The 17266-nt window shown below is 63.9% G+C and carries 17 protein-coding genes; 15 read left to right on the top strand and 2 right to left on the bottom strand.

Going from position 1 to position 17266, the window contains the following annotated elements; translation table 11 throughout:
• The first annotated feature begins 61 nt into the window (after positions 1 to 61).
• From ACZIRK_RS04580 to phoB, 10 genes are all read left to right on the top strand, one after another.
• On the top strand, positions 62 to 1456 hold the full coding sequence (locus tag ACZIRK_RS04580; RefSeq protein ID WP_028163445.1) for an OmpA family protein: 1395 nt from the start codon (positions 62 to 64) through the stop codon (positions 1454 to 1456).
• A complete protein-coding gene (locus ACZIRK_RS04575; RefSeq protein WP_130229144.1) occupies positions 1456 to 1752 on the top strand; it encodes a hypothetical protein in 297 nt (98 codons plus the stop codon). Before ACZIRK_RS04580 ends, ACZIRK_RS04575 begins: the two co-directional genes overlap by 1 nt.
• A gap of 326 nt (positions 1753 to 2078) precedes the next feature.
• Positions 2079 to 3134, top strand: coding sequence for a lysylphosphatidylglycerol synthase domain-containing protein (locus ACZIRK_RS04570; RefSeq protein ID WP_463326998.1), 1056 nt, complete (start codon positions 2079 to 2081; stop codon positions 3132 to 3134).
• A gap of 32 nt (positions 3135 to 3166) precedes the next feature.
• The gene (locus ACZIRK_RS04565) at positions 3167 to 4465 is read left to right on the top strand and encodes an ATP-binding protein (RefSeq protein WP_463326997.1); all 1299 of its coding nucleotides are present in this window, start codon (positions 3167 to 3169) and stop codon (positions 4463 to 4465) included.
• A 143-nt stretch (positions 4466 to 4608) separates the two neighbouring features.
• Positions 4609 to 5619 carry a phosphate ABC transporter substrate-binding protein PstS gene (gene pstS, locus ACZIRK_RS04560; RefSeq protein ID WP_028163449.1) on the top strand — a complete coding sequence of 337 codons (1011 nt, stop codon included), beginning with the start codon at positions 4609 to 4611 and terminating at the stop codon, positions 5617 to 5619.
• A 201-nt stretch (positions 5620 to 5820) separates the two neighbouring features.
• Positions 5821 to 6810, top strand: a complete 990-nt coding sequence (gene pstC, locus ACZIRK_RS04555) for a phosphate ABC transporter permease subunit PstC (RefSeq protein WP_035689936.1) — start codon at positions 5821 to 5823, stop codon at positions 6808 to 6810.
• Position 6811: 1 nt separating this feature from the next.
• Positions 6812 to 7657, top strand: coding sequence for a phosphate ABC transporter permease PstA (pstA, locus tag ACZIRK_RS04550; RefSeq protein WP_028163451.1), 846 nt, complete (start codon positions 6812 to 6814; stop codon positions 7655 to 7657).
• Positions 7654 to 8475 carry a phosphate ABC transporter ATP-binding protein PstB gene (gene pstB / locus ACZIRK_RS04545; protein WP_028163452.1) on the top strand — a complete coding sequence of 274 codons (822 nt, stop codon included), beginning with the start codon at positions 7654 to 7656 and terminating at the stop codon, positions 8473 to 8475. The genes pstA and pstB overlap by 4 nt, the downstream gene beginning before the upstream one ends.
• Positions 8476 to 8486: 11 nt before the next feature.
• On the top strand, positions 8487 to 9203 hold the full coding sequence (gene phoU / locus ACZIRK_RS04540) for a phosphate signaling complex protein PhoU (RefSeq protein ID WP_028163453.1): 717 nt from the start codon (positions 8487 to 8489) through the stop codon (positions 9201 to 9203).
• A gap of 116 nt (positions 9204 to 9319) precedes the next feature.
• Positions 9320 to 10027 carry a phosphate regulon transcriptional regulator PhoB gene (gene phoB / locus ACZIRK_RS04535; protein WP_028163454.1) on the top strand — a complete coding sequence of 236 codons (708 nt, stop codon included), beginning with the start codon at positions 9320 to 9322 and terminating at the stop codon, positions 10025 to 10027.
• Between the two features lie 121 nt (positions 10028 to 10148).
• Here phoB and ACZIRK_RS04530 read toward each other — a convergent pair whose 3' ends face one another.
• Entirely contained in the window at positions 10149 to 10664 is a 516-nt protein-coding gene (locus tag ACZIRK_RS04530) for a GcrA family cell cycle regulator (RefSeq protein WP_028163455.1), read from the bottom strand.
• Between the two features lie 498 nt (positions 10665 to 11162).
• Here ACZIRK_RS04530 and ACZIRK_RS04525 point away from each other — a divergent pair, with 498 nt between their 5' ends.
• The 3 genes from ACZIRK_RS04525 (at position 11163) to ACZIRK_RS04515 (ending at position 14508) form a co-directional block, all read left to right on the top strand.
• Positions 11163 to 12371, top strand: a complete 1209-nt coding sequence (locus tag ACZIRK_RS04525) for an aspartate aminotransferase family protein (protein ID WP_165435484.1) — start codon at positions 11163 to 11165, stop codon at positions 12369 to 12371.
• On the top strand, positions 12371 to 13297 hold the full coding sequence (argF, locus tag ACZIRK_RS04520; protein WP_028163457.1) for an ornithine carbamoyltransferase: 927 nt from the start codon (positions 12371 to 12373) through the stop codon (positions 13295 to 13297). Before ACZIRK_RS04525 ends, argF begins: the two co-directional genes overlap by 1 nt.
• Before the next feature lie 212 nt (positions 13298 to 13509).
• Entirely contained in the window at positions 13510 to 14508 is a 999-nt protein-coding gene (locus tag ACZIRK_RS04515; protein WP_463326996.1) for an Hsp33 family molecular chaperone, read from the top strand.
• A gap of 118 nt (positions 14509 to 14626) precedes the next feature.
• On the opposite strand, the gene apaG is transcribed toward ACZIRK_RS04515, so the two are convergent.
• Entirely contained in the window at positions 14627 to 15019 is a 393-nt protein-coding gene (gene apaG / locus ACZIRK_RS04510) for a Co2+/Mg2+ efflux protein ApaG (protein WP_028163459.1), read from the bottom strand.
• Between the two features lie 226 nt (positions 15020 to 15245).
• Between apaG and ACZIRK_RS04505 the strand changes: the two genes are divergently transcribed.
• Together ACZIRK_RS04505 and ACZIRK_RS04500 are read left to right on the top strand one after the other, a co-directional pair.
• Positions 15246 to 16496, top strand: a complete 1251-nt coding sequence (locus tag ACZIRK_RS04505; RefSeq protein ID WP_130229009.1) for an OpgC domain-containing protein — start codon at positions 15246 to 15248, stop codon at positions 16494 to 16496.
• Positions 16493 to 17251: an SGNH/GDSL hydrolase family protein gene (locus ACZIRK_RS04500; protein ID WP_130229010.1), complete on the top strand. Its 759-nt coding sequence runs from the start codon at positions 16493 to 16495 to the stop codon at positions 17249 to 17251. Before ACZIRK_RS04505 ends, ACZIRK_RS04500 begins: the two co-directional genes overlap by 4 nt.
• Positions 17252 to 17266: the final 15 nt, after the last annotated feature.

Raw genomic sequence — 17266 nt, 5'->3', positions numbered from 1 at the left:
TTCGGGTTTGACAGTCAGCCAAGGGTTTGTTTTCTCTCTGGTTCCGGAGCCAGGACCCCGAATGCACGAACTTTTCAAGTGGAGTCGCAAGTGGTGGCCGGGCGTGATTCCGCTGGTCATCTGTTGGGGTATCGCGGCCTGGACCACGACCGCAACCGTGGAGGCTGATCTCGCCGCGCGATCAAACGCCGCGCTCAAGGACACCATCCTTGACAAGCGCAGGATCGCGGTCGCCGGACGGGACGTGACGTTTGCCGCCGAGGCGTTCTCGGAGGAGGGCCGTCAGAGCGCGGTGGCCTCCGTCGAGGCGGTGCCCGGCGTGCGCCTCGTCAATAACGAGACGCGGCTCGTTCCCGAAGCAAAGCCATTCGTCTGGTCGGCCGAGCGCGACGTCGTCCGGGTGACACTCACCGGCAGTGCGCCGTTACCGTCGAGCAAGGGCAAGCTGCTCGAAGCGGCCCGCAATACGCTTGGCAGCGTCGAAGTCGCCGACCAGATGTCGCTCGCGCGCGGCGCGCCGCCGCGCTTCGACAGTGCGGCGCTGCTGCTGCTCGACCAGATCGGCAAGTTGAAGGATGGCAAGATCACCTTGACCGACACCAAGGTCAACCTGTCCGGCATGGCGCGCGAGCTCGGCGGGCGCGAGGCGATCGCGGCCGCGCTACGGAATCTGCCGGAGGGCTATTCGGTCGCAGCCAATGACATCAAGGCGCCGCCCTACATCTTCCAGGCCTACAAGGATCCGGTCGCGGTGACGCTGACGCTCACCGGCAATGTGCCCGACAACAACGCTCATGCCGCGCTCGTCGCGGCCGCCGAGCGCAAGTTCTTCTCGGAGAAGGTCGTCGACAACCTCAAGGCCAGCCTGGGCGCTCCTTCCGGCTTTGCGAACGCCGTGGTGCCCGCGCTCGGCGCCTTGTCGCGGCTGTCGACCGGCACGCTCGTGGTGACCGATCGCGAAGTGAAGCTGTCGGGCGATGCGTTCTATGACGCCGCCGCCAACCAGATCCGCGCCGGACTCGGCCGGGATTTTCCGCAAGGCTGGCAGTACAAGGCCGATATTTCGGTGAAGCCGGCGGCCTCCCCGGTGGATGCGACCGTGTGCCAGCAGCTCTTCACCGAGCTGCTGTCGAAGGCGAGGATCCGCTTCGAATCGGGCAAGGCCGATATCTCCGCGGATTCCGTGGGCCTGCTCGATCGCCTGACCGAGACCGCGCTGCGCTGTCCGAATGCCACGATCGAGATCGCCGGTCACACCGACAGCGACGGCGACGAGAGCGCCAACCAGGCGCTCTCGGAACGGCGCGCCGAGGCGGTGATGGACTATCTGGTCAAAGCGGGCCTGCCGCCAACCCGCTTCCAGGCGGTCGGCTACGGCGCTACGCAGCCGCTTGCCGGCAACGACAGCGAAGAAGGCAAGGCGCAGAACCGCCGCATCGATTTCGTGGTGAAGTGATGGCCTATCTGGCGACGTTCTTCTGGGGTTGGCTGCTCGCGGCGCTGTTGATCGGCCTTGCGATGGGCTGGATATCGGTGGTGCAGCACGGGGAAGGCGTGTCACGAAAGCTGGCGCGATGGCTGGCGCTGCTCGCGGCGATCCTGATCGCCCTTGCGCTCGGCCACATCGTTCCGGGCCGGTTCGGCTATTGGCTCGACCTGTTCCTGATCATGTTCGCGCTCTACCTCGCCGGATGCCTGGTGGGATCGTGGCTGCGTGACTGGGTGGTGGCGCGCAGCCAGCCGGCCCGATGAGGTGGTCGGGTGAGGCGGCAAGTTGCGGCTGCCAGGCGGGTTTTTGTGCTCCCGATGGCTGCTGCCGGGACGTTCGGTCGCATCGGTGCCGGGCTGGCCATGGCCCGCGCCTACGTGTCAACTCCTTGTCGGATCGGAGAGAATGCAGCAAAACTGTGCACCTGCTGTCATGAACTCCCCCTAATGTGTTGAAGATGCGCGTTTTATCGTCGCCAGACGAATTCCACTTCGACCCGAAACGCGCTACGACAGGCGGGAGGGAACAGCGGAGCGTCGGCGGGGTTCGCCCGATAGCCGTCGTCGCGGGATCGCAATTCGAGGTCTAGATGCTGGAAGCAATCCACAGGGCGATCGCGTTTCTGCGCCAGAAGCAGGTCCTGCACAAATTGGGCGTTGCGATCAGTATCACGGTCATCGCGATCGCGTGCTACGTGCTCTATCACATGCTGCGCGGCATCGACACCAACGAGGTGCTCGAGGCCATCAAAAGCACCGAGCCGCGCCAGATCGCCCTGGCGGCGCTGTTCGTGGCGGCCGGCTATTTCACGCTGACCTTCTACGACCTGTTCGCGGTGCGTGCGATCGGCCACAGCCACGTTCCCTACCGCATCAATGCGCTCGCCGCCTTCACCTCCTATTCGATCGGGCACAATGTCGGCGCCAGCGTCTTCACCGGCGGGGCGGTGCGCTACCGCATCTATTCGGCCTGGGGGCTGAACGCGATCGACGTCGCCAAGATCTGCTTCCTGGCCGGCCTGACCTTCTGGCTCGGCAATGCCGCCGTGCTCGGCATCGGGATTGCCTATCATCCGGAAGCCGCCGCTGCGATCGATCAGCTTCCGCCCTGGCTCAATCGGGTCGCGGCATTCACCATCATCGTCGCGCTGGTGGCCTATGTGGTCTGGGTCTGGACCCAGCCGCGGGTGGTCGGGCGCGGGCCCTGGACGGTGACGCTGCCGGGCGGCCCGCTGACGCTCTTGCAGATCTGCATCGGCATCATCGACCTCGGGTTCTGCGCCTTGGCGATGTACGTGCTGGTGCCGGACGAGCCCAATCTCGGCTTTGTCGTGGTGGCCGTCATCTTCGTCTCGGCGACGCTACTGGGCTTTGCCAGCCACTCGCCCGGCGGCCTTGGCGTGTTCGACGCCGCCATGCTGGTCGGCCTCTGGCAGATGGACCGCGAGGACCTGCTTGGCGGGATGCTTTTGTTCCGGATGCTCTACTATATTTCACCTTTTGTCATATCTGTAATCTTGCTGACGTTTCGGGAGCTTATCCTTGGAGCGCGAATCAAGCGCCTGCGCCATTTGGGAGCTGGCTCCGACGCCAAACCGCGGCATGAGGCCGTTTATGTCCGCGAGCGCGGAGACACCAGCGCCTGACGCCGCCGCCTGAACAGGAAGAAGCCGGCTCAATGGCCCTTCACGAATCCTCTTCCTCCTTTTTCTCGCCGTGGCCCGACCGGCTGCGGCACTCGGCTATTGTCCTGCTTGCCGCGGGGCTGGCGCTCAGCGTGCTGGTCGCGCTCGATGAGCTCTCGCTGATCCGCGCCTTTGCGGTGTTCCTCTGCATCGCCGCCGCGGCGTTGGTGCCCTGGCGCCTGCATGACGTGGCGGCCTCCCGCGAGGACACCCGCAGCGTCAACCCGGTCGAGAACGGGGCGGTTGCCGCCGTCGTCGCCGGCATGCCGGACCCCGCCGTGCTGCTCGACCGCGCCGGCCGCGTCATTCATCTCAATGCCGCGGCGGCCCAGTTGGCGCCGGCGCTGCGCAAGAACGAGCTGGCCCAGTTCGCGCTGCGCTCGCCGGAGATCATCACCGCGCTGCGCGAGGCGATCGCCACCACCGAGCCGCGGCGCGCCACCTATCTCGACCATGTCCCGGTCGATCGCTGGATGGAATTGGTGATCACGCCGGTGCCGGTGCCGACCCTGTTCGGCGGCACCGACAAATGCATGCTGATGACCTTCCACGACCTGACGCCGCTGCGCCGGGTCGAGGAAATGCGCGCCGACTTCGTCGCCAATGCCAGCCACGAATTGCGGACGCCGCTCGCGGCGCTGTCGGGCTTCATCGACACCCTGCAGGGGCCGGCCAGGGACGATCCGCGGGCGCGGGAGCGCTTCCTCGGCATCATGCACACCCAGGCCACGCGGATGGCGCGGCTGATCGACGATCTGTTGTCGCTGTCGCGGGTCGAGCTCTCGGCCCATGTCCGCCCTGACACCTGCGTCGACCTGATCCCGATCATCCGCCAGGTCGCCGACGGCCTGGAGCCGCTGGCGCGCGAGCGGCAGGTCGTGATCGAGATCCAGCTTCCCGAGACGCCGGTCATGATCGCGGGCGACCGCGAGGAGCTGTTGCGGCTGTTCGAGAACCTGATCGAGAACGCCCTGAAATATGGCGCCTCCGGCGGCCGGGTGATCGTCTCGCTGAAGGAGGCCGCCTCCGGCGAGGGCGCCCCGGAGATCCGGGTCCTGGTGCGGGATTTCGGTCCCGGCATCGCCCCGGAACACCTGCCGCGGCTGACCGAGCGCTTCTACCGGGTCGACGTCGGCGACAGCCGCCTCCAGGGCGGAACCGGGCTTGGATTATCCTTGGTGAAACATATTCTTAACCGTCATCGCGGCCGTCTTTTGATCGAAAGCGTGCCGAAAAACGGCGCCACTTTTACCGCCTGTTTTCCCCAGGTGAAGACCCCTGTGGCGGCATAAAATCAAGCACTTTCAATTGGTTGAATGTGTCATCCAACTGTCATCCAACCTTCGTAAAACGAGCATCGACCGCTCCTAAACGGACCGGCGTGAGCGCGATCGGGCGCATCCGGCGCTTCGCTCACAGGATTGGAGACCACCCCATGAATTTCTTTAGGACAATCGTCGCTGCCGGCTTGGTGGCCGTTTCGACGTCGGCCTTTGCGGCCGATATCACTGGCGCGGGCGCGACCTTTCCGTTCCCGATCTATTCCAAATGGGCGGACGCCTATAAGAAGGAAACGGGCAACGGGCTGAATTATCAGTCGATCGGCTCCGGCGCCGGCATCAAGCAGATCCAGGCCAAGACCGTGACCTTCGGTGCCACCGATGCGCCGCTGAAGGCCGAGCAGCTCGAGAAGGACGGACTCGTCCAGTGGCCGATGGTGATGGGCGCGATCGTGCCGGTCGTGAACCTCGAAGGCATCAAGCCGGGCGAACTGGTGCTGTCGGGCGAGGTGCTCGGCAACATCTATCTCGGCAAGATCACCAAGTGGGACGATGCGGCGATCGCCAAGCTCAATCCGAAGCTGAAGCTGCCCTCCGACGCTATCACCGTGGTCCGCCGTTCCGACGGTTCGGGCACCACCTTCAACTTCACCGACTTCCTCTCCAAGTCGAATGCCGATTGGAAGTCCAAGGTCGGTTCGGGCACCGCGGTCGAGTGGCCGGTTGGCGTTGGCGCCAAGGGTAACGAGGGTGTTGCCGGCAACATCAGCCAGACCAAGAACGCCATCGGCTATGTCGAATACGCCTACGCCAAGCAGAACAAGCTGACCTATGCGGCGATGGTCAACAAGGCCGGCAAGACCGTGCAGCCGACCATTGCTGCGTTCCAGGCCGCTGCTTCCAACGCGGACTGGGCCAAGGCTCCGGGCTACTACGTGATCCTGACCGACCAGCCAGGCGATGCGTCCTGGCCGATCACCGCGGCGACCTTCATCCTGATGCACAAGGAGCCGACGGATAAGGCGGCCTCGGCCGAAGCCATCAAGTTCTTCAAGTGGTCGTTCGAGAAGGGTGGCAAGGCCGCCGAAGAGCTCGACTACATCCCGATGCCGGAGCCGGTCGTCAAGCTGATCGAGAAGACCTGGTCGTCGGACATCAAGAGCTGAGGCTCGCATAGCGAGCGTCGCGCCCCGTCCTCTGCGGGCGCGACAAAGTCGAGAAACCGGAATCCATCGCTTCGCAACCGAAGCTGTGGATTCCGGGTCTACGCCCGACGGGGTGCATCCTGCGACGATGCGGGAAAACGTTCAGAACGGGTCGCGCAGTAAGTTGCGATCGAGTAAACACAGGGGATTGGCGTGGCAGACATGGCCGTTCAAAGCGACGTAATGGCAGCCTCCGGACCTTACGATCGTGCCAGGGCCCTCAGCGCCTTCAAACTCGGTGACATCACCTTCTACTGGATCACTCGCGCCTGCGCGATTTCGGTGCTCCTGATCCTAGGCGGTATCATCCTTTCGCTGATCGCCGGCGCCTGGCCGGCAATGAAGGAATACGGCTTCTCGTTCCTGTGGACCCAGCGCTGGGCGCCTTCGGCAGACCCGCCGGTGCTCGGCGCGCTCGGGCCGATCTACGGCACGCTGATCACCTCTGTCATCGCGATGATGATTGCCATTCCAGTTGGCATCGGCATTGCGATCTTCCTCACCGAGCTCTGCCCACAATGGCTGCGCCGCCCGATCGGCATCGCGATCGAACTGCTCGCCGGCATCCCCTCGATCATCTACGGCATGTGGGGCTTCTTCGTGCTGGGCCCGTTCCTCGCCAACACGTTCCAGCCGTTCATGATCCGCGTGTTCGACGGCGTGCCGGTGCTGGGTGCGATATTCGCAGGCCCGCCATCCTATCTCAGCCTGTTCAACGCCGCGCTGATCCTGGCGATCATGGTGCTGCCCTTCATCACGGCGATCTCGGTCGACGTGTTCAAGACGGTGCCGCCGGTCCTCAAGGAGGCGGCCTACGGGGTCGGCTGCACCACCTGGGAAGTCGTCCGCAACGTCGTGATCCCCTATACCCGCGTCGGCGTGATCGGCGGCATCATGCTGGCGCTCGGCCGCGCCCTCGGCGAAACCATGGCCGTGACCTTCATCATCGGCAATTCGTTCCGCATCTCCTCCTCGATCTTCGCGCCGGGCACGACGATCTCGGCGGCGATCGCCAGCGAATTCGCCGAGAGTGACGGATTGCACCAGTCGGGCCTGATCCTGCTCGGCCTCTTGCTGTTCGTGCTGACATTCATCGTTCTCGCTTGCGCGCGACTGATGCTGATGCGTCTGGAAAGGAAGGCGGGGAACTGACATGAACCCGATTTACAAAGCACGCCGCCGCAACGACATCATCATCCGCGGGCTTTGCATCGCCGCTGCCGCGTTCGGGGTGACCTGGCTGGCGCTGATCCTGTTCACGCTGTTCTACAACGGTCTCGCCGGCCTCAGCCTCGACGTCTTCACCAAGAACACGCCGCCGCCCGGCTCCACCGATGGCGGTCTGTTGAACGCGATCGTCGGCTCGGTGATCATGACCGTGATCGGTGTCGGCATCGGCGCGCCGCTCGGCCTGTTCGCGGGCACCTATCTGGCCGAATACGGCAAGCATGACCGGCTCACCTCGGTGATCCGCTTCATCAACGACATCCTCTTGAGCGCGCCGTCGATCATCATCGGCCTGTTCATCTATGGCGCGGTCGTCGTGCCGATGGGCGGCTTCTCCGCGCTGGCCGGCTGTCTGGCGCTGGCGGTGATCGTCATCCCGGTTGTGCTCCGCACTACCGAGGACATGCTGCTGCTCGTCCCCAACCCGCTGCGGGAGGCGGCCTCCGCGCTTGGCCTTCCGCGCTCGCTGGTGATCAAGCGGATTGCCTATCGCGCGGCGCGCTCCGGCCTGATCACGGGCGTGCTGCTGGCGACCGCCCGCGTCGCCGGTGAGACCGCGCCGCTGCTGTTCACCGCGCTGTCCAATCAGTTCTTCAGCCTGAACCTGACCAAGACGATGGCGAACCTGCCGGTGACCATCAACAACTTCGTGCAGAGCCCCTACGCCTATTGGAAGGAGCTCGCCTGGAGCGGGGCCTTGCTTATCACCTTGACCGTGCTCGCGCTCAACATCGGCGCGCGCATTCTCGGCGCCGAAAGGAGCGCAAAATGACCGATCTGTCCGTATCGACGACCAGCCCGAGCGCGGCCATTCCCCAGAAGTCGCTGCCGGAAGCGGCGCCAAAGGTGACTGCACGCAGCCTCAACTTCTATTACGGCGAGCACCATGCGTTGAAGAACATCAACCTGACGCTCGGCACCAACCGCGTCACCGCCTTTATCGGCCCGTCCGGCTGCGGCAAGTCGACCCTGCTCCGGATCTTCAACCGGATGTACGACCTGTATCCCGGCCAGCGCGCCACCGGCCAGTTGATGCTGGACCAGACCAACATCCTCGACCCCAAGCTCGACCTCAACCTGCTGCGGGCGCGGATCGGAATGGTGTTCCAGAAGCCGACGCCGTTCCCGATGACGATCTATGAGAACATCGCCTTCGGCATCCGCCTTTACGAGAAGATCTCGAAATCTGAAATGGACGGCCGCGTCGAGAAAGCGCTGCGCGGCGGCGCGCTGTGGAACGAGGTCAAGGACAAGCTCAACGCCTCCGGCCTGAGCCTCTCCGGCGGCCAGCAGCAGCGCCTCTGCATCGCCCGCACGGTTGCGGTGCGGCCCGAAGTTATCCTGTTCGACGAGCCCTGCTCGGCGCTCGATCCGATCTCGACCGCCAAGGTCGAGGAGCTGATCCAGGAATTGTCGGAGGACTACACGATCGCGATCGTCACGCATAACATGCAGCAGGCGGCGCGCGTCTCCGACAAGACCGCGTTCATGTATCTGGGCGAACTGATCGAGTTCGACGACACCAGCAAGATCTTCACCTCGCCGAGCGATCGACGCACCCAGGACTACATCACCGGCCGGTTTGGTTGAGGAGGGACATCATGGCTTCTGAACATACCGCCAAGGCATTCGACAGCGATCTTCAGGAACTGACCCGTCTGGTCGCAGAGATGGGCGGGCTGGTCGAACGGATGATCACCGAATCCGTCGATGCGCTGATCCGCCGCGACGTCGCGCTCGGCAAGCGTGTCGTCGCTTCCGACATCGAGATCGACAGCCTGCAGCGCGTGATCGAGGAGCGCGCCGTGCTGACGATCGCCCGCCGCCAGCCGATGGCTGTCGACCTGCGCGAGATCGTCGGCGCGATGCGGGTGGCGACCGACCTCGAGCGGATCGGCGACCTCGCCAAGAACATGGGCAAGCGCGTCGCCGCGCTGGAGAACGACTTCCAGCCGCTGAAGCTGATCCGCGGCCTGGAGCACATGACCGACCTCGTGCTGTCGCAGGTCAAGTCCGTGCTCGACGCCTATGCCGCGCACGATCTGCCGGCGGCGATGAACGTCTGGAAGAGCGACGAGGAGGTGGACGCGATCTGCACCTCGCTGTTCCGCGAGCTCCTCACCTACATGATGGAAGATCCGCGCAACATCTCGTTCTGCATCCACCTGATGTTCTGCGCCAAGAATATCGAGCGGATCGGCGACCACGCCACCAACATCGCGGAAACGGTCTTCTACATGATCGAGGGTCAGCAGATCACCGACAAGCGGCCGAAGGGGGATATGACGACGTTCGCCACGACCGTTCCGGGCAACTAGAGCAACATCCGGAAAGTCGACGCCGGCTTTCAGCCAAGATCCTGCTCAAACATCAAAGGAAGAGTGGGATGACGATTCAAGCAGAGAGTCATCCCGCTATAGGAGAAGCCAAGCCGATGAGCGCACGCATTCTGGTGGTCGAAGACGAAGAAGCGCTGACGACGCTGTTGCGCTACAATCTCGATGCAGAAGGCTATGATGTCGAAACGGTCGCCCGTGGAGACGATGCGGACACAAGGCTCAAGGAACGTATTCCCGACCTTGTCGTGCTCGACTGGATGCTGCCGGGACTCTCCGGCATCGAGCTGTGCCGCCGTCTGCGGGCGCGGCCGGAGACCAAGCAGCTCCCGATCATCATGCTGACCGCGCGCGGCGAGGAAAGCGAGCGCGTGAGGGGGCTGGCGACCGGTGCCGACGACTACATCGTCAAGCCGTTCTCGGTGCCTGAACTGCTCGCGCGGGTGAAGGGCCTGTTGCGCCGGGCAAGCCCGGAGCGGCTCGCCACCGTGCTCACCTATGGCGACATCGAACTCGACCGCGAGAAGCGCCGCGTCGCGCGCTCGGGCCGCCCGATCGATCTCGGCCCGACCGAATATCGCCTGCTGGAGTTCTTCCTGGAGCATCCCGGCCGCGTGTTCAGCCGCGAGCAGCTGCTCGACAGCGTTTGGGGCCGCGACATCTATATCGACGAGCGCACCGTCGACGTTCACATCGGCCGCCTGCGCAAATTGCTCAATCCCGGCCGCGAGCAGGACCCGATCCGTACCGTCCGCGGCGCGGGCTACGCGCTCGATGATCGCTTCGCGAAGGCCGAGCAGTCGTAAACCGGCGACCTCAATCCGTAGCCCGGGTGCAGCGAAGCGTAACCCCGGGGAAATTTGGACCCGCCGATACAGCGTTCCCGGGTTGCGCTGCGCTCCACCCAGGCTACGATCTGTCGTCGGCTTACTTGCCTTGTGACGGCTTGACCGTCGGACGGCGGCGGTCAGCCGCCGGCTGGTAGGCGATGCGGGAGTGGTGCGCGCAATAGGGCAGGCCGGGAAGCGCCTTGCCGCCGCAGAAGAAGAATTCCGGGCTCGAGGGATCGCCGACCGGCCAGTGGCAGGTGGCCTCGTTCAATTCGAGCAGCGACAGCCGCTGGCTCATCGGCACCACATTGTCGTAGGCGATAGGGTCCGCTTCCACCTCCACCTCGAAGGCGTGGGCGAGCGCGGTGTTGCCGCGGGAGACCGGACGCGCCACGCGCATCATCGGCTGTGCGGGACGCGCCTTGCGCTGCCGCGGCGCGGCTGCAGCAGGACTCTTGGCGCGGCCCGAGAGGCCGAGCCGGTGCACCTTGCCGATCACCGCATTGCGGGTCACGTTGCCCAGTTCCGCAGCGATCTGGCTGGCCGAGAGGCCACCTTCCCAGAGCTTTTTCAACTGCTCGACGCGTTCGTCGGACCAGGTCAATACCGTCATCGCATCTTTCCCTTCGCGTTGCGCCGGCCGATCCTGGGACAGCGCTGCGATGCCTAATCTCAAAAATCCCTGCGGGCAGAATCCCTTAAGGCTCGCCGGGCACGAAAACCGCACCCGAACGTGTACGCCGCACACAAAGGACTCTAAGGGATCAAAACTGCCGCACGAGATGTCGTACCCGACAGGCTAGACGCTACAATATGGCGTGACTCTGGCGCAAGAGTCCGCGCCTATGCGTCCACATGTTCCGACATTTAGGGATTGCAATCGGGCTTTTCCACCACACCGGAAAACTGCGGATTACCGGCACTTTGCAGCGCAGCCTGGCGGCTTCGTGGCGATTGACAGCACCCGCCGCGCGCATAGAATGCCTTCACGTGCCGCCCTGCAAAGGCGGCACGTTTTGTTTTCGCTGGATGAGCTCCAGCCGCGTGTCTGCATCGCTGCACGCCGCCGGGGCTTGTCTGAAAGGCTTGTCTGAACCCTTCAGTGATCGCCATGACCGACCGCGCCACGTCGCATCTGCTTCCCGTTTTTGCCAGGGCCGATCTCGGCTTCGAACGCGGCGAAGGCTGTTGGCTGATCTCGACCAAAGGCGAGCGTTATCTCGACTTCACCTCCGGCGTCGCGGTGAACGCGCTCGGCCATGCCCATCCGCATCTGGTGAAGGCGCTGCAGGAACAGGCGACGAAGCTCTGGCACATGTCGAACCTGTTCAAGAGCCCGGACGGCGAGAAGCTTGCCGCGCGGCTGTGCGAGCAGAGTTTTGCGGACTTGGTGTTCTTCTGCAATTCCGGCGCGGAAGCGATGGAGGGCGTGATCAAGGTCGTGCGTCACTATCACTTCTCGAAGGGGCATCCGGAGCGCTACCGCATCATCACCTTCGAAGGCGCCTTCCATGGCCGCACGCTCGCGACACTCGCCGCGACCGGCGCCGCTAAATATCTCGAGGGCTTCGGCGCGCCGATGGACGGCTTTGATCAGGTGCCGCATGGCGATATCGAAGCGGTGAAACGCGCGATCGGTCCAGAGACCGCAGGCATCCTGATCGAGCCGGTGCAGGGCGAAGGCGGCGTGCGCTCCGCGCCGCCGGCCTTCTTCAAGGCGCTGCGCCAGCTCTGCGACGAGCATGGCCTATTGCTCGCGTTCGACGAGGTGCAGACCGGCATGGGCCGCACCGGCGATCTCTTCGCCTACAAGCGCATCGGGGTCACCCCTGACGTGATGTCGCTGGCCAAGGCGCTCGGCGGCGGCTTTCCGATCGGCGCCTTCCTTGCGACCGCGGAAGCTGCGTCCGGCATGACGCCGGGTTCGCATGGCTCGACCTTCGGCGGCAATCCGCTCGCGGTCGCGGCCGCCGGCGCCGTGCTCGATGTGATGCTGAAGCCCGGCTTCTTCGATCACGTGCAGAAGATGTCGCTCCTGCTCAAGCAGAAGCTCGCCTCCGCGGTTGACCGCTATCCGTCCATTCTCGCCGACGTGCGCGGCGAGGGGCTTCTGATCGGCGTCAAGGCCGTGGTGCCCTCGGGCGACCTCGTCAACGCCCTGCGCGAGCAGAAGCTGCTCACAGTCGGCGCCGGCGATAATGTGGTGCGATTCCTCGCGCCGCTGATCGTCAGCGAGGCCGAGATCGAGCACGCCATCGGTTGTCTGGAGCGCGCCTGCACCGCGCTCTCAAGCGGACCGTCGAAGAAGGCAGCGGGATGATGAGCAAGGCGCCCCGTCACTTCCTCGACATCAACGAAATGTCGCTCAACGAGCTGCGCGCCATGCTGGCCGCCGGCGCCGCCATGAAGGCGAGACTGAAGGCGCATGAGCGGGCCACGAAGCCGCTCGAAGGCAAGACGCTGGCGATGATCTTCGAGCGTCCTTCGACCCGCACGCGAGTGTCGTTCGACGTCGGCATGCGCCAGCTTGGCGGTGAATCGATCATGCTCACCGGCGCCGAGATGCAGCTCGGCCGTGGCGAGACCATCGCCGACACTGCGCGCGTGCTGTCGCGCTATGTCGATGCGATCATGATCCGCATCCTCAACCACGATGCGCTCTTGGAGCTCGCCGCGCATGCCACCGTCCCCGTGATCAACGGGCTGACGCGCCGCTCGCATCCCTGCCAGGTGATGGCCGACCTGATGACGTTCGAGGAGCGTCGCGGTTCGATCGAGGGCAAGACCGTGGCGTGGACCGGTGACGACAACAACGTGCTGGCGTCATGGGCGCATGCCGCCGAGCGTTTCAAGTTCGCCCTCAATATCGCGACGCCGCCGCAGCTCGCGCCGAACAAGGCGATGCGCGACTGGATCAAGGCGACCCAGGCGCCGATCGTGCTCGGCAACGACCCAGAGGAGGCCGTGCGCGGCGCCGACTGCGTCGTCACCGACACCTGGGTGTCGATGGGCGACAAGGACGGCGAGCACCGGCACAATCTGCTCCGACCCTATCAGGTCAATGCCAAGCTGATGTCGCTGGCGAAGCCCGATGCTTTGTTCATGCATTGCCTGCCGGCGCATCGCGGCGAGGAAGTCACCGACGAGGTGATCGACGGTCCGCAATCGGTGGTGTTCGACGAGGCCGAGAACCGCCTGCATGCGCAAAAGGGCATTCTGGCCTGGTGTTTTGACGCGGTCGCGTAAGCGCGCCGCCAAGATAGCTGTCGTCCCGGCCAAGCGAAGCGCGAGCCGGGATCCATAACCACCGATGTGAGTTGTTGCATCAAGCTGCGGCCCCAGCTTTTCACAATGCTCACATCGGTGGTTATGGATCCCTGCTTTCGCAGGGATGACGGCTAACAACGATAGATGTGAACCCCTTTCGTTTCGCCTCTCAAGACCCCAGATAGAGCGCCATGGTTTCACAATCCCCCGACATCAAGATCACGGAAACACCGACCCGGGCGCCATCGGCCGTGCCGGTCGACGACGCGGTGCTGCCATTCGAGGTCGATGCACTCGATCTGCGTGGGCGGCTGACGCGGCTCGGTCCCGCCCTCGACGACATCCTGCACAAGCATGATTATCCGCCTGCGGTCGGCAAATTGCTCGGCGAGGCGATCGTGCTGACGACGCTGCTCGGTTCATCCCTGAAGTTCGACGGCCGTTTCATCCTGCAGACCCGGACCGACGGCCCGGTCTCGTTCCTGATCGTCGATTTCAAGGCGCCCGATCGGCTGCGCGCCTATGCGCGCTACGATGCGACGCGATTGCAGGACGGGCTCGACTCCGGCGCGCTGCTCGGCAAGGGCCATCTCGCGATGACCATCGACCAGGGGCCGGACATGAGCCGCTATCAGGGCCTGGTCGCGCTCCATGGCGGCAGCCTCGAGGAGGCAGCGCATGAGTATTTCCTGCGCTCGGAGCAGATCCCGACGCGCGTGCGCCTTGCAGTCGGCGAGGAATGGCGCGGCGGCGACGGCGGCAAGGTTCGCTGGCGCGCCGGCGGCATGCTGCTGCAGTTCCTGCCGAAGGCGCCGGAGCGCGCGCGGCAGGCCGATCTGCACCCCGGCGATGCGCCCGAAGGAACGGCCGCCCATGAGGTTCCGGAAGACGATGCCTGGGTCGAGGGGCAGTCGCTGATCGGAACGGTCGAGGACGTCGAACTGCTCGATCCGGATCTGTCGGGCGAGCGGCTATTGTACCGCCTGTTCCACGAGCGCGGCGTGCGCGTGTTCACGCCTCTGCCGCTGCGCGCGCAATGCTCCTGCTCGCGCGAGGCGGTGTCCTCGATGCTGAAAAGCTTTACGGCGAAGGACCGCGCCGACATGGTGAAGGACGGCAAGGTCGTCGTCACCTGCGAGTTCTGCTCGTCGGTGTACGAATTCACGCCGGAAGAGGCCGGGGTGGAGTAGGGCGCTAAACTCCGCGTGTCATGGCCGGGCTTGACCCGGCCATCCATCTCGCCTGAAAAATTCTGTCGAAGAGATGGATCACCGGGTCAAGCCCGATGATGACGAGCGCGAGCGCTCGTCAATTCAACACCCTCTTCCCGTCCGGGCTGTCGAGCGAAAATGTCGGCACGTCGATCTCGAACCGTTCGCCGCTTTCGCTCACCATCTGGTAGCGGCCGCTCATGAAGCCGGATTCGGTCGGCAGCGGCACGCCCGAAGTGTATTCGAAGCGCTCGCCCGGCGCGAGCACCGGCTGTTCGCCGACCACGCCCTCGCCGCGCACTTCCTGCTGGCGGCCGGTGGCGTCGGTGATGAGCCAGTATCGGGTGCGCAGTTGCACCGTCTCGGTGCCAGAATTGGTGATGACGATGGTGTAGGACCAGAAATATTGCCGGTTTTCAGTCGACGAACGTTCCGGCAGGAAGTTCGGCTCGACGGTGACTTCGATGTCGCGGGTGACGGCGCGGTACACTTTTCCGGTCTCCTCAACTCGCATCATAGCCAATAAGTCCGTCGGAACCAATCGTCGCACTTGGTGACGAAGTTGGGCGGTTTCTGTTTTTCATCCCCGTTTGACCATAGTTCCGCTCTAAAGGCGCGAGGATCCGCGTCAATCCCGTATCTTGTCCGCAAGTGGCGGGCGGATATTATCCTTTTGAGTCGGGGCGGCGCAAAACTTCGCACGGTCATGGTGCCCGATGACGTCGATTGCCGATCCAATTTCCGGAACGCAGCTTGCCGACGCCAAGGACGCGAGCGCAGCGGTCGCCGCCGCGCCCGCGATCACGATGCCCGCAACCTCCGAGCGCGAATTGCGGCTGGATTTGTTCCGCGGCCTCGCGCTGTGGCTGATCTTCATCGACCATTTGCCGACGAACATTCTGACCTGGCTCACGATCCGCAATTACGGCTTCTCCGACGCGACCGAGATTTTCATCTTCATCTCCGGCTACACCGCGGCCTTCGTCTATGGCCGTGCGATGCTTCAGGCCGGCTTCGTGGTGGCGACCGCGCGCATCCTGCGCCGCGTCTGGCAGATTTATGTCGCCCACGTGTTCCTGTTCACGATCTTTCTTGCGGAAATCTCCTACGTCGCCACCCGCTTCGAGAACCCGCTCTACACCGAAGAGATGGGGATCATGGATTTCCTCAAGCAGCCTGATGTCACCATCGTCCAGGCGCTGCTGTTGCGCTTCCGTCCCGTCAACATGGACGTGCTGCCGCTCTACATCGTGCTGATGCTGTTCCTGCCCTTGATCCTGTGGCTGATGAAATGGCGCACCGACGTGACGCTGGCGCTCTCGGCTGGCCTCTACGTCCTGACCTGGCATTTCGACCTCTATCTCAGCGCCTATCCGAACGGCGTCTGGGCGTTCAATCCGTTCGCCTGGCAATTATTGTTCGTGTTCGGCGCCTGGTGCGCGCTCGGCGGCGCAAGAAGGATGTCGCGCATCCTGGCCTCCCCGATCACGCTCTGGATCTGCATTGTCTATCTTTTCGCGGCGTTCCTGGTCACGCTGTCCTGGTATCTGCCGCAGCTCGGCCACATCGTGCCGCGCCGCATCGAGCAGTGGATGTATCCGATCAACAAGACCGATCTGGACGTGTTGCGCTTTGCCCATTTCCTGGCGCTGGCGGCCATCACCGTCCGCGTCCTGCCCCGGGATTGGCCGGGCCTGAAATCGCCCTGGCTGCGACCTTTGATCCTCTGCGGCCAGCACTCCCTTGAGATATTCTGCCTTGGTGTGTTCCTGGCATTTGCCGGGCATTTCATCTTGGCCGAGGTGTCCGGCGGCGCCGGAATGCACTTCCTGGTCAGCGTCACCGGGATTGTCATCATGTGCGCCATGGCGTGGGTGATTTCGTGGTACAAACACTCCGCCGACAAAGGTGCCGCGCGATACAAGAGCGCCGGCGGCAATGCCGATCTGGCGGGAGGGGCGGTATGAAGTCCGGCTTATGGACTATGCTAGGCCTGACATTGCTGGCCGTTTATCTGTCGGCGGCCCCGGCACGCGCCGGCGATCCCGAGCAGATCTGCGACGTCCCGGCCAATCTGCTGGCCACCGAAAGCTCGTTGCGCAAGGTCGCCGAGGCGGTGCGAAGCGGCCAGCCCCTGAACGTGCTGGTGGTCGGCAGCCGCTCCTCCACGATTCCCTCTTCCGAGGCCAGCGCGTACCCGGCAAAGTTGCAGGCTGCGCTGAAGGAAAGCCTGCCCAGCACGACCGTTAACCTGTCCGTAGAACTGCAGGGCGCCAAAACCACGGGGGATACAGCCGACACCCTCGTTAAGCTGGTGGAAGCAAAAAGGCCTACTTTGGTGATCTGGCAGACGGGAACCGTCGATGCCATCCGAGCTACCGATCCCGACGACTTTCGCAGCGCTCTGGATGCGGGAATTGGTGCATTGCAACAGGCGGGAACCGACGTGGTCCTGGTCAATCTTCAGTACAGCCCCCGCACCGAAAGCATGATTTCCGGATCACCATACCTAGATAATATGCGGGTGTCGGCGCACGAACATGATGTCCCGCTGTTTGATCGTTTCGCCATCATGCATCACTGGAACGATGCTGGTGATTTCGACCTGTTCAGCTCCGCCCACGGCGTGGAATTGGCCAAGCGGGTGCATGCCTGTCTCGGCCGTGCGCTGTCGAAATTCGTGATCGACGCGGCCCACCTCGGACCGGCGCAGCAGAACTAAAGGGAACCAGCGTTA

The organism is Bradyrhizobium sp. Leo114 (assembly GCF_055229415.2).
This window is presented reverse-complemented; position numbering and strand designations above follow the sequence as displayed.